The sequence below is a fragment of the Agromyces ramosus genome, assembly GCF_004216665.1.
Classification (GTDB): Bacteria; Actinomycetota; Actinomycetes; order Actinomycetales; family Microbacteriaceae; genus Agromyces; species Agromyces ramosus.
In genome coordinates this window covers 325,791-338,363 of the sequence record NZ_SGWY01000001.1, presented here as the reverse complement: position 1 = coordinate 338,363, position 12,573 = coordinate 325,791, and the positions used below count along the sequence as shown (strand labels likewise).

Here is a 12,573-nt window from a genome sequence, read left to right as displayed (position 1 = left end):
CGCGGCATCCGGCCCTCACCGCTCCGGGAATCCCACCGGCTTGGCCGTGAGCACCGGCGCGAGGGCGTCCATTCGTGCGTCCTCGAGCTGCAGCGCGGTGAGGTCGCGGGACCGCCGGACGGCGACGACCGCGGCGAGGAACCGCTCGGGCGGCGCATCCGGCACGGGCGAGACGAAGGGTGCGACCTGGGCTGCGAGCGACGCGGCGACCCGGGCGCGGCTCTCGGGCACGAGGTGGTCGATGTTCCCGAAGAACGAGGCGACGCGACGCGCGAGCACGTCGGGCAGGCGCGCCACGTCGGCGGTGGCCGCCCAGTCCGCCAGCTCGGCCGGCACACCGAACGCCGCCGACGGCACCCTCGGCACCCGCTCGACCTGGGCGTGGGTACCCGCGAGCAGGTCGCCGAGGCGCTTCGACGAGGGGTTCAGGAAGCCGACCAGCACGGCGAGGCCGCCGAACGTGAGGTAGATCTCGACGACGCCCGTGAGCGCGCGGATGAACGCGTGGCGGAATCCGATCGCGCCGCCGTCGTCGCGCACCACGCGGAGCCCGAGCGCCAGCTTGCCGAGCGACCGCCCGCGCGAGGCGGTCTCGACCGCGGTCGGCAGCACCACGATGCAGCCCACGATGCCCGCGACCAGGATGGCGCGGAAGGCGGCCTCGTCGACGGAGAGCCCGGCGAGCGACAGCAGCAGCGCCACGATGAGCAGCAGCGACAGGAGCACGTCGATCGCCGAGCCGGCGGCCCTGATGAGGGCGCTGGCCGGTCGGACGTCGAGCGTGACGGCCTCGCCGGTGACCAGTCCCTCGTCGTCGAACCGGGCGACCCGGCTCCGGGCGGCGGTCGCGGAGGCCATGGGTAGTATTCAAGCAGATGGACCTCGACGCGCTCGCCTCCGCCCGCCACGACGACTGGGAGCGGCTCGACGTGCTCGCGACGACGCGCCGGCTCGACGGCCCAGGCGCCGACGAGCTGATCGAGCGCTACCAGGCCACGGCGTCCGATCTCTCGCTCGTCCAGGCGACGGCGGGGTCGACGGCGCTCGGCGACCGACTGTCGGTGAGCCTCGCGCGCGCCCGGCTCCGGTTCACCGGTGCGCCCGAGAACCCGCTCCGCCAGTTCACCCGGTTCGCGATCGTCAGCCTCCCGGCCGCGCTCTACCGCCTCCGGTGGCTCTCGTTGGCCGTCGCGGTCGTCACGTTCGCGGTGGCCGCGCTGTACGCCTGGTGGATCGGCGGTGACCCGCGCGTGCTCGCGGCCCTCGGCACCGAGGAGGAGCTGCGGCAGGTCGCCGACGAGGGCTTCGTCGCCTACTACTCCGAGAACCCCGCAGCGTCGTTCGCCGGGGCGGTCTGGACCAACAACGCGTGGATCGCCGCGCAGTGCGTGGCGTTCGGCATCCTCGGGGTCTGGGTGCCCCACGTGATCCTGCAGAACGCGCAGAACCTCGGGGTCACGGCCGCCGTCATGTTCGCCTACGACGAGGCCGACACGTTCTTCCTCTACATCGCGCCGCACGGACTCCTCGAGCTCACCTGCGTGTTCGTGGCTGCGGCGGCGGGCCTGCGGATCTTCTGGGCGTGGGTCGCGCCCGGACCGCGTTCGCGCGGCGTCGCCCTCGCCGAGGATGCGCGTTCGCTGTTCAGCGTCGCCATCGGGCTCGTGTTCTTCCTCTTCGTGTCGGGCCTGATCGAGGGCTTCGTCACGCCGGCGCCGTGGCCGTGGCCCGTGAAGATCAGCATCGGCGTGGCCGCGCTCGGCGGGTTCCTGGCGTACATGCTCGTGCTCGGGCGGCGCGCGTGGCGAGCCGGCGAGACGGGCGACCTCGTCGAGTTCGACGCCGGCGCGAGCCGTATCGTCGCCGGATGACGACGGCGGACAGGGGTAGGAACCGCGGCCGTCGAGCGCGCGACGAGCATGGCGCTCAGAGCCGGCCGGTCGCCTTCAGCTCGAGGTAGCAGTCCGCCAGCGCCGGCGGCAGCTCGTGCGGTGCCGCGGTCACGGTGATCCCGCCCAGGCGTCGGATGGCTGCCCCCACGCGTTCCACGTCGAGGAGGCCGCGCTCGGCCGCGGACGCCCCGTAGACCTCGTCGAGCGTGTCACGCTCGTGGCGCGCGGCGAGGAGCGCCGGATCGGCGACGGAGGCGACCACCACGGTGTGGCGTGCGGTGAGCTGCGGGAGCACCGAGAGGAGTCCGCGGGCGCTGCCCGGCGAGTCCGCCGCGGTGAGGAGCACGACGAGGGCGTGGTGGCTGGTCACCCGGCGCACGTGTCCGGGCACCGACGCCCAGTCGGCCTCGATGAGCTCCGCGTCGATGCCCGCCATGGTGTCGACCATGCGGGCGAGGAGCTCGGCGCCGCCCGCCCCGTGCACCCGGCCCCGCAGGCGGCGATCCCACGCCAGGAAGTCCACGCGGTCGCCCGCGTGCGACGCGAGCGCGGCGAGCAGCAGCGACGCCTCCCAGGCAGTGTCGAGTCGCGGCTCGTCGTCGACCCGCGCCGCGGCGGTGCGCGACGTGTCCGCGACGATCACGATGCGGCGGTCGCGCTCGGGCCGCCAGGTTCGCACCATGAGGCGCATGCTCCCCGGCACCTCGGGGTCGACGTGCCGCGCGGTGGCCCGCCAGTCGATCGACCGCACGTCGTCGCCTCGCACGTACTCCCGGATCGAGTCGAACTCGGTGCCCTGGCCGCGGATGAGCAGCGGCGTGCGTCCGTCGAGCTCCCGCAGGCGCGTGAGCCGCGACGGCAGGTGCACCCGCGAATGGAATGGCGGCAGGACGCGGAGGCGGCCCGGCGCGGCGAGCGTGGCCTGGCGGGACCAGAGCCCGAGCGGTCCGGAGGAGCGGATCGTGACCTCCTCGGCCCGGCGGTCGCCGCGACGCCACGGCGTGAGCTCCAGCGACATCCGGCGCCGTTCGCCCGGCGGGATCCGCAGGCGTGTGCGGTTGGGCCCGGCGATGCCCGCCGAGGGATCCCAGCCGTCCCTGACGACCGCCCGGAGCACGCGCGGGCCGAGGTGCTGGACGGCGAGCTCCGACGTCACGGTCTCGCCGAGGCGCACCCGATCGGGGAGCGAGCGCGTCAGGACGAGCCGGCGCGGCGACGCCGCGAGCGAGAGGTCGAGCACGCCGGCGCCGATCGAGAGGGCGAGCCATCCGACGAGCGCGAGCCACGCGGCATCCGCGCCCTGCAGGCCCGCCACGACGACGGGGACGACGCCGAGCGCGACCAGGAGCACGAACCGACCGGTGACCGCCATGTCAGAGCGGCACCTGCACCTGCTGCACGATCGACCGCAGCACCGCATCGACCGACACGCCCTCGAGCTCGGCCTCGGGACGCAGCTGCACCCGATGCCGCCACACGGGCAGGAGCATGGCCTGCACGTGATCGGGCGTCAGCGAGTCGTAGCCGGTGAGCCACGCCCACGCCTTCGACGCCGCGAGGAGCCCGGTGGTGGCCCGCGGGCTGACGCCCAGCCGCATCGACGGGCTGCGTCGGGTGGCGCGCGCGAGGTCGACGACGTAGGCGAGCACGTCGTCGGAGACGCGCACGGCGGCGGCGGCGGCGCGCGCCGCGGCGAGCTCCTCCGCGCCGAGCACCGGCGTCACCCCCGCGGCGGCGAGGTCGTGCGGGTCGAAGCCGTCGGCGTGGCGCCGCAGCAGGAGCACCTCCGAGTCGCGTTCGGGCACCTCGAGCACGAGCTTCAGCAGGAACCGGTCGAGCTGGGCCTCGGGCAGTGCATACGTGCCCTCGTACTCGATGGGGTTCTGGGTGGCGGCGACCATGAACGGGTCGGGCAGCGGGCGGGTCACGCCGTCGGCCGACACCTGGCGCTCCTCCATCGCCTCGAGCAGCGCCGACTGGGTCTTCGGGGGCGTCCGGTTGATCTCGTCGGCGAGCAGGATGTTCGTGAACACCGGACCCTCGCGGAACGCGAAGTCGCCGGTGCGCGGGTCGTAGGCGAGCGATCCCGTCACGTCACCCGGCATCAGGTCGGGCGTGAACTGCAGGCGCCGCGTGTCGAGCTGCAGGGTGCGGCTCATCGTGCGCACCAGCAGCGTCTTCGCGACGCCGGGCACGCCCTCGAGCAGCACGTGGCCACGCGTGAGCAGGGCGATGATCAGGCCGGTGACGGCGCCGTCCTGGCCGACCACGGCCTTGCCCACCTCGGTGCGCACGCGGTTCAGCGCGGCGCGCAGCTCCTCCTCGGTGGTCGCGATCGCGTCGGTCATGGTCGCCTTCCTGTCGGGTCGGTGCGGTCGTCGGGCCGCACGGAGGCGGCGACGTCGTGTTCGAGCCGGTCGAGCTCAGCGGCCAGGTCGACGAGCTCGCGGTCGCCGGCCGGTCGGGTGCCCACCAGGAGGCGGGCCACGGATGCCGCGTCACGCCCGGTCGCCTGCGCCGCGGCATCCGCGACCGCCTCGACGGGTGCCGAGCGCGGCAGCCGCAGCACGGCGGCGATGCGGCCGATCGCCCCGATGCGGAGCTGGTCGAGCGCGTGCCCTCGCGACGTGCTGCGCGCGTAGAGCCGGGCCCGGCCTTCGCTCGTCTCGCCCGCGGGCACCTGCACGGGCAGCCGCTCGACGACGAGCGGCCCGAGACGGCGTCCTCGCCAGACGCCCGCGGCGATGGTGACGGCGATCGCGAGCACCACGACCGGGCTCACCCACCCGGGTGTGAGCTCCGCGAGGGTCGGCGCCTCGGCGGCGTCGGCGTCGGCGGGCCCGGGCAGGTACCAGACGAGCTCGTCGGATGCCCCGAGCAGGCCGATCGCGAGCGCCGCGTTGCCGGACTCGTCGACGTGCTCGTTCTCGAACACGGTCGTCGCCGCGACGAGCGCGACCTCGCCGCCCGACGGACCGGGACCCGTGGCGACGGCGTACCCGAACTCCCCGTCGCGGAAGCATCCTCGCCACCCGGCCGCCGCGGCGTCATCGTCGACCGTGAGCAGCCGCTGGCCGTCCGACAGGGCCTCCGCGCGCTCGGCCGGCCGCGCCGCGCAGGCGACGTCGTCGATCGGACCGCTCGCCGCGCCGGCGAGGCGCACGCCGGGGGCCAGCGCCTCGAGCGCGCCGAACCCCGGCTCGGCGACCACGAGGCGGTCTGCGGCGGCGGCCAGCTCCGTGAGGCGCTCCGCCCCGAGGATCCCGGTCTCGTCGTAGAGCAGCACCGTCGCACCGCTCGCGGCGGCATCGAGCGCGGCCTCCGCCGTCCGCGCCTCGCTCACGTCCACGCCGTGCGCGCGGAGCACCTGGACGAGCGCCTTCGAGCCGGGCGGCGCCGGGTTGTCGGCCCCGAGGATCGGCCCGGGCGCGCGTGCACCGCCCTGCACGACGAGCACGACGAGCGCGCCGAGCACCAGGACGGCTGCGATGACGATCCACGCGCGCCTGCGCCGGAACGTCTCGCGCAGGGTCGGCGTGATCGCGGCGGCCACGGGGTCGGTGCCCGTCTCGGCGGCGGGCGCGCGGGCGGGGGCGCGGGTGGCGGTCATGCCGGCGCTCCGTCGGTCGCGCGCTCGCGGACGGGCGTCGCGGGCGTCGCGGCCGCGAGCTCGCCGTCGAGCCGGGTCAGCGCGTCGTAGTCCTCGCGGGAGCCCGATCGGCCGAGGTACCGCACCGCGTCGAAGTCGGCGGCCGCGGACCGCAGGGCCTCGACGTGCGCCGGGAACGGAGCGGCCGCGGCATCCGCGACGCCGCGGGCGGTGGTGCCGGGGTGCACGCGCACGAGATCGCGGTCGACGATGCCGCGCACGATCGCCCGGTACCGCTCCTCGATGGCCAGGGGCCAGTCGCCCGCCTCGGCGGCCGCGACGGCGGCGCGGCGGAGCGCCCGCAGGTCGCGGCGGTCGTGGTCGTCGAAGAGCGGTTCGGCGGCCCGTCGACGTCGCCGCAGTCGCGGTAGCCCGAACACGAGCAGGCCGACCACGACCAGCACGACCACGACGACGAGCACGAGTAGCGCGAGGAGCGGGCCAGGGATGCCCGAGGCGCCCTCGAAGAGCCCCACGAACCAGTCGCGGATCGACTGCATGGCGAGGTCGAACGCGTTGGGTTCCGCGCTCACGTACTCGGGCTTGGAGAGCTCGTCCTGCAGCCACCGCCGGGCCTCGGGTGCATCGGGATCGAGCGGCGTCTCGAGCAGGGGGTTCAGGACGCTCAGGACCACGTGGCGGGGCGCTCGCTTCCGGGCGGCGCCGACGCGGCGGCCGGGGTGGACGCGTCGGCGGGGACGCGGTACGGATCGCCGACCGGCTGCCCCGCGTCGCGCTGCTCGACGAACCGCTCGAGCTCGAGGTCGAGTCCCTCCCTGCGCATGCGCAGGTCGATGTAGATCACGGCCACGAGCGCCGCCTGAACCACGGCCGTGATCGCGCCGATCAGCAGCGACAGCACGAGGGTGACGATCGTGGTGATGATCGTGATCGTGAGGGCGGCGCCAGTGCCGGTCGGGTCGATCACGAGTGCGAGCAGGGTGCCGACCAGCGAGACCGGCTGCACGACCACCTGGGCGGCCACGTTCAGGATCACGCCGACGAGCAGCAGCACGCCGAGCGTGCGCCAGTAGGCACCGTTCGTGAGGCGCCACGACCGGGTCATCGCGGTGCGGATGCCGGCGTGCTCGAGCACGATGATGCTCGGCACCAGGGCGAGCTTCACGCCGACCCAGAAGCCGACCACGAGCAGGCCGAGCCCGAGGACCAGGGCCCCGACGACGCCGATCAGGATGCCGAGGGGCGAGGAGTCGACGGCGGCGGCGAGAAGGACGACGCCGAAGAGCAGGGCGAACGCCACGAGCAGTGCGGCACCGACGAGGAGGGTCCATCCGATCAGGGGCCAGATCCGCTTCGCGGCGCGCTTCCAGAGCGCGCCGAACCCGAGCCGTTCGCCCACGGTGCCGGTCGCCACGTCGACCACCATCACGCCCTGGAGGAACGCGCCGGCGACGACCGACAGTGCGACGGGGACGAGCATGAGCAGGAGGAAGCCGCCGACCGCGCCGGAGAGCAGCGCATCGGCGTCGGCGGTCGTCGCACCCTCGAGCCGGGACAGGGTGAGCGTGAGGAAGGGCACCAGGACCGCGGCCGTCGCGATCGCGGTGACGAGCTGCACCACGAGGCCGCTGCCGAAGGTCGCGGCGGGATTGCGGCGGAGCGTGCGGAAGGGCGCCCAGAGCAGGGTGCCGAAGCTCATCGGGCGAAGCGGGAGGAGGCCGGGCTTCGGCGGCGGCGTCCAGCCTCCCGCGCCGGGCGGCGGGAAGGCGCCGGGAGCCGGGAAGGCGCCGGGAGGCGGGAAGGCGCCGGGAGGCGGAGTGGCGCCGGGAGGCCCGTACGCGGTGGAGCCGGGCGGGAGCGGTGGCGGCGTCACGCCCCCGGTCGTCGCGTCGCCCGCGGCCCGCGTGCCGTTCGGGGCCGGAGCCGGTCCGCCGGGCGCCTGCCAGTCGTGATCGGACACCTGCATGCGCTCCTTCCGGCGGGGTGTCCCCATGCTCGCACATTTCGCGTACCGCGAGGCATCCGTCACCTGCCCGGCCCGAGCGGCCGGCTCGAGGGGGCCTCCCGCGGCTCCCAGCGCGCTTCCGGGCGGCTCACGGCAACGAACGACTACAGTGGATCCACTGCCATCGGCCCGCCTCGCGGGCCCCGACGGAAACCGAACGGATGACCCCACGCGTACTCGTCGTCGATGACGACACGGCCCTCGCGGAGATGATCGGCATCGTGCTGCGCACCGAGGGCTTCGACCCGGCGTTCTGCGCCGACGGCACCGGCGCGCTCGCCGCGTTCCGCGAGACGAAGCCCGACCTCGTCCTGCTCGACCTGATGCTGCCCGGCATCGACGGCATCGAGGTCTGCGGTCGCATCCGTGCCGAGTCGGGCACGCCGATCATCATGCTCACGGCCAAGTCCGACACCGCCGACGTCGTGAAGGGCCTCGAATCGGGCGCCGACGACTATATGGTCAAGCCGTTCAATCCCAAGGAGCTCGTCGCCCGCATCCGCACGCGGCTGCGGCCGGCCCCCGACCCCGTGGTCGACACGCTCGGGGTCGGCGACCTCACCATCGACGCCGCGGGCCACGAGGTGCGTCGCGGCGACGAGCGCATCAACCTCACGCCCCTCGAGTTCGACCTGCTGCTCACGCTCGCGTCCAAGCCCCAGCAGGTGTTCACTCGCGAGATGCTCCTCGAGCAGGTGTGGGGTTACCACTACAAGGCCGACACCCGGCTGGTGAACGTGCACGTGCAGCGCCTGCGCGCGAAGGTCGAGCACGACCCCGACAACCCGCGCATCGTCATGACCGTGCGCGGCGTCGGCTATCGGGCCGGCGCGACGACGTAGGCCGAGGATGTCAGCGGCCGACGCCTCCCCACTCTTCGCCGCTCGATCGTGGCGGGAGGTGCCGCGTCGACTCGCGGTGCTCTGGCGCCGGTCGCTGCAGTTCCGCACGGTCCTCATCACGCTGGGACTCTCGGGACTCGCCATCCTCGTGATCGGCCTCTACATCTCCTTCAGCGTCGCCTCGAACCTGTTCCAGGCGCAGCGCGAGACCGTGCTCGAGGCGTCGAACAACGCCACCGCGGCCGCGCAGAGCATCCTCGACTCGTCGGATGCCGCCGACCGCGCGTCGCTCCAGCTGCTCATGGCCTCGGCGATCCGGACCATCTCGAGCGTGTCCGGCAGCAACGACATCGCCCTGTTCCGGGAGCCCGGCCAGGATTCCGTCCTGATCGCCCCGCCCGATCGGCAGAGCCCGCGCCTCGGCGGCGGAGTGATCACGCCCGAGCTGCGCGAGCAGGTGCAGGAGCACCCCGACCGGCAGTACTGGCAGTCGGTGGCCCTCCCGAACGCCGACGCCGGCACCGACCCGGGCATCGTCGTCGGCAGCGACCTCGAGGTGCCGGCGGCCGGCCGATACGAGCTCTACCTGGGTTACGACCTCTCCGAGGCCGAGCAGACGCTCGCCTTCATGCAGGTCACGGGCATCGTCGGCGCCGCGGCCCTGCTCGCCCTGCTCAGCGCGATCACCCTCGTGGTGGTGCGCGGCGTGATCGAGCCGATCCGCGCGACCGCGGCGACCAGCCGTCGCCTCGCCGCGGGCGATCTCGGCGTGCGCATGCCAGAGAGCGGGGAGGACGAGCTCGCCACCCTGGCCGCCTCCTTCAACGGCATGGCCGACAGCCTGCAGGCCCGCATCCGCGAGCTCGCCGAGCTCTCCGTGATGCAGCAGCGATTCGTCTCCGACGTCTCGCACGAGCTCCGCACGCCGCTCACGACCATCCGGCTCGCGGGCGACGTGCTCTACGGGCAGCGGGACGACTTCCCGGGCCCGACCTCCCGCACCGTCGAGCTCCTGCACACCCAGACCGACCGGTTCGAGCGACTGCTCGCCGACCTCCTCGAGATCAGCCGCTACGACGCCGGCTCGGTGAAGCTCACGACGGAGCCGACCAACCTCGTGCACCTGGCGGGCGACGCCATCGAGTCGATGCACGAGCTCGCACGCGAGCAGGGCTGCGAGCTGCGTCTCGACGCGCCCGGGGGCCACCTCGACGCCGAGGTGGATCCCCGTCGCATCGGCCGCATCGTGCGGAACCTGCTCGGCAATGCCATCGAGCACGGCGAGGGGCGCCCCATCGTGGTCGCCGTCGACAGCAACGAGACCGCCATCGCCCTGTCGGTGCGCGACTACGGCATGGGCATGAGCGAGGAGGAGACGGCCCGCGTCTTCGACCGGTTCTGGCGCGCCGATCCCAGCCGCACGCGCACGATCGGCGGCACGGGGCTCGGCCTTGCGATCTCCCTCGAGGACGCCGTCGCCCACGGCGGAATGCTCGACGTGTGGTCCGAGCCCGGCAAGGGCACCGTGTTCCGCCTCACGCTGCCGCGAACACCGGATGCCGCGGCCGTCGTGTCGCCGCTGCCGCTCGAGCCGGTCGACCCCGGCGCGGAGGGACCTCCGTCCACGGGCGCGGTGGGGGCGACGCCGGGCCTCGACACGGGCGCGCGGGAGGTGCACGATGCGTAGCAGCCTGGCCGCCGCGGCATCCGCTGCCCTGCTCTCGATGCTGCTCGCGGGGTGCGCGACCATCCCGAGTTCGGGGCCGGTGCAACAGGGCGACCCCGTGCCGGCGGACTCGTCGCCCGACCTCGACATCGTGGTCGAGGGACCGACGGCCGACGCGACGCAGGAGCAGATCCTCGAGGGCTTCCTCACCGCCGCACAGAGCCCCCGCAACAACTACCAGGTCGCCCGCGAGTACCTCACGCCGACCTTCTCCGACGAGTGGCAGGCCGATGCCGCCGCCACGATCGACGTGCTCGCCGACCGGGAACAGGAGGTCGTGGACGAGACGACGATCCGGATCGACGCCACGCCCGCCGCGTCCCTTCGCGACAACGGCCAGTACGAGGAGCCCGAGTCCCGCACGCCGATCCCGCTCGACTACCGCTTCGAGCAGGTCGACGGGCAATGGCGCATCTCGAGTGCGCCGACGGGAATCCTGATCGACCAGGTGAGCTTCACGCAGGTCTTCCGCGACTACACGCTCTACTTCTTCGATCCGACGCATCGCTACCTCGTGCCCGACGTGCGGTGGTACGCGGGGCGCGACTCGGCGCAGACCAGCATGGTGCAGGCCATGCTCGCCGGACCCGCCGAGTGGCTCAGGCCGGGAGTGGTATCGGCGTTCCCCGAGGGCATGCAGCTCGAACCCGCCGCCGTGCCGGTGACCGGCGGCGTCGCGAACGTGTCCCTCGCCGGAGCCGCCTTCGACGACCTCGCCACGGTGCAGCAGATGCAGGAGCAGCTCGACGCGAGCCTCATCGGCGTGCGCAACATCAGCTCGGTCGACCTCACGTTGAACGGCGTCGACCCCGATGCGCCGCCGCTCGCGAGCCCGCCGGTGAAGAACCCGCGCGTCGATCCCCGATCGGTGGTCTTCGACGGCGAGACCTTCGGCTACCTGGCGACGTCGGGGGAGGGGATCGACCCGATCGCCGACCTGTCCGACCAGGTCGTCGCGCTCGCGCCGACCGGAGCCGCGCTCGGACTCGAGGCCGACGCTGCCGCGGTGCGGTCGGCGGAGGGCGTGTGGAGCGTGCGTGCGGGCGAGGAATCCGTGCTCCTCGACCCCCGCGAGGGACTCGTCGTGCCGACGATCGACGGCGAGGGCGTCGTCTGGTCCGTCCCGGCCGCATTCCCCGACCAGCTCGTCTGGTTCGCGCCCGACGGGAGCGTGTCGGAGCAGGTCGCCGCGCCCTGGAGCGGGTCGTCCATCGCGGCGATCGAGGTGTCGCGGGATTCGACCCGGATCGTGGCGCTCCTCGCCGACGGCGGACGCACGCACTTCGTCGCCGCCTCGATCCAGCGCGGCGCCGACGGCCTGCCGGTGGCCCTGAGCCCCACGGCGCTCCGGCTCGCCGACGTCTCGGGCACGCCGCTCGACGTCACCTGGCTCGACTCCAGTACCGTGGCATCGCTCACCGGACTCGCCGACGGCGTGACCCACGTCGTGACCCAGGAGCTCGGCGGCTTCGCACGCGATCGCGACGGACCCGTCGGGGGCGTGCAGGTCGACGGCGGCAATGCCGACCCGCGCGTCCTCACCGGCGAGGGAACGCTCAACGTACAGAGCGGCGTCGGCTGGCAGGTCCGCGCCGGGAACATCCGGTTCCTCGCGTCCCAGCAGCCCGACTGATCGACTCGTCCTCCACGATGCGAGCCGCAGACCGGGTCCGGACCGTGCGGCCCGATCTCGGCCGGCGATCGTCCGCGATGCGCCACGCTCGGACGATGCGACTCCTCGACCGGCCGCTCCTGGCTGCGGCGCGACGGGCTGGGCTCGACGCGATCGGGCTGCTGCTGCCCGTCACCTGCGCCGGCTGCGGCGCGCCCGATCGCTCGGTGTGCCCGTCGTGCGCGGCGGCGCTCCGCCCGTCGCCGCGCACGGTCGCCCGGGGCGACCTCAGGGTGTGGACGGCGCTCGAGTACGCCGGCGTGGCCGCTGCCGTCATCCGCGCCTACAAGGACGACCTGCGCACGGATGCCGCGGCACCGCTCGCGCACGCGCTCGGCGCAGCGGTCGGAGCGGCCCTCGGCGAGCGTCGCGCCGGTTCCGTCGAGGTGTGCACGGTGCCGTCGACCCCGGCCGCGCGCCGTCGACGGGGCTACGCGCCCGTCGACGCGATGCTGTCCCGATGCGGCATCCGACCGTCGCCGGTGCTGCGCCTCGCACGTGAGCGTCGCGACCAGGCGGGGCTCGGCGTCGAGGCCCGCCTGGCCAATGCCGAGGGCGGCCTCGAGGCCCGCTCGCGGCTCGTCGGACGGCGGTTCCTGCTGGTCGACGACGTGCTCACGACGGGTGCGACGCTGGCCGAGACACGGCGTGCGGTGCTCGCCGCCGGCGGCGCGGTGGCGGCCCTCGCGGTGCTGGCGGAGACCCCGTTGCGGCGATCGGGACACATGGCAGGAACTCGTGAGACACACCGTGACATCCACGGCCCGGACGACTACGGTGGCAGGACAGGCGTGGTCGATCCACCCTTCAGATCCGGGTGACACGC

The 12,573-nt window shown here is 73.9% G+C and carries 11 protein-coding genes; 5 read left to right on the top strand and 6 right to left on the bottom strand.

Annotated features, from left to right (window positions below; translation table 11 throughout):
* Positions 1–15: 15 nt before the first annotated feature.
* Entirely contained in the window at positions 16–858 is an 843-nt protein-coding gene (locus EV187_RS01560; RefSeq protein WP_130351281.1) for an RDD family protein, read from the bottom strand.
* 17 nt (positions 859–875) lie between these two features.
* Here EV187_RS01560 and EV187_RS01555 point away from each other — a divergent pair, with 17 nt between their 5' ends.
* Entirely contained in the window at positions 876–1,871 is a 996-nt protein-coding gene (locus EV187_RS01555; RefSeq protein ID WP_130351280.1) for a stage II sporulation protein M, read from the top strand.
* 55 nt (positions 1,872–1,926) lie between these two features.
* Here the strand turns inward: EV187_RS01555 and EV187_RS01550 are convergent, their stop codons facing one another.
* From EV187_RS01550 to EV187_RS01530, 5 genes are read right to left on the bottom strand one after another with little or no spacing between them, the layout of a single operon-like run.
* Complete coding sequence (locus EV187_RS01550) at positions 1,927–3,264, bottom strand: DUF58 domain-containing protein (RefSeq protein WP_130351279.1); 1,338 nt, start codon at positions 3,262–3,264, stop codon at positions 1,927–1,929.
* Position 3,265: 1 nt separating this feature from the next.
* Positions 3,266–4,240 (bottom strand): AAA family ATPase, encoded by a 975-nt coding sequence (locus EV187_RS01545; RefSeq protein ID WP_130351278.1) that lies wholly within the window; start codon positions 4,238–4,240, stop codon positions 3,266–3,268.
* Positions 4,237–5,502, bottom strand: a complete 1,266-nt coding sequence (locus EV187_RS01540) for a DUF4350 domain-containing protein (protein ID WP_130351277.1) — start codon at positions 5,500–5,502, stop codon at positions 4,237–4,239. Before EV187_RS01540 ends, EV187_RS01545 begins: the two co-directional genes overlap by 4 nt.
* Entirely contained in the window at positions 5,499–6,176 is a 678-nt protein-coding gene (locus EV187_RS01535) for a DUF4129 domain-containing protein (protein ID WP_130351276.1), read from the bottom strand. Before EV187_RS01535 ends, EV187_RS01540 begins: the two co-directional genes overlap by 4 nt.
* Positions 6,167–7,468: a DUF7847 domain-containing protein gene (locus tag EV187_RS01530; protein ID WP_165391065.1), complete on the bottom strand. Its 1,302-nt coding sequence runs from the start codon at positions 7,466–7,468 to the stop codon at positions 6,167–6,169. The genes EV187_RS01535 and EV187_RS01530 overlap by 10 nt, the downstream gene beginning before the upstream one ends.
* A 200-nt stretch (positions 7,469–7,668) precedes the next feature.
* Between EV187_RS01530 and mtrA the strand changes: the two genes are divergently transcribed.
* The 4 genes from mtrA (at position 7,669) to EV187_RS01510 (ending at position 12,568) form a co-directional block, all read left to right on the top strand.
* Entirely contained in the window at positions 7,669–8,349 is a 681-nt protein-coding gene (gene mtrA / locus EV187_RS01525) for an MtrAB system response regulator MtrA (protein ID WP_130351274.1), read from the top strand.
* Positions 8,350–8,356: 7 nt separating this feature from the next.
* Positions 8,357–10,036, top strand: a complete 1,680-nt coding sequence (gene mtrB, locus EV187_RS01520; protein ID WP_130351273.1) for an MtrAB system histidine kinase MtrB — start codon at positions 8,357–8,359, stop codon at positions 10,034–10,036.
* Positions 10,029–11,708 (top strand): LpqB family beta-propeller domain-containing protein, encoded by a 1,680-nt coding sequence (locus EV187_RS01515; protein WP_165391064.1) that lies wholly within the window; start codon positions 10,029–10,031, stop codon positions 11,706–11,708. The genes mtrB and EV187_RS01515 overlap by 8 nt, the downstream gene beginning before the upstream one ends.
* 95 nt (positions 11,709–11,803) lie before the next feature.
* On the top strand, positions 11,804–12,568 hold the full coding sequence (locus EV187_RS01510; protein WP_130351271.1) for a ComF family protein: 765 nt from the start codon (positions 11,804–11,806) through the stop codon (positions 12,566–12,568).
* The last annotated feature ends 5 nt before the right edge of the window (positions 12,569–12,573 follow it).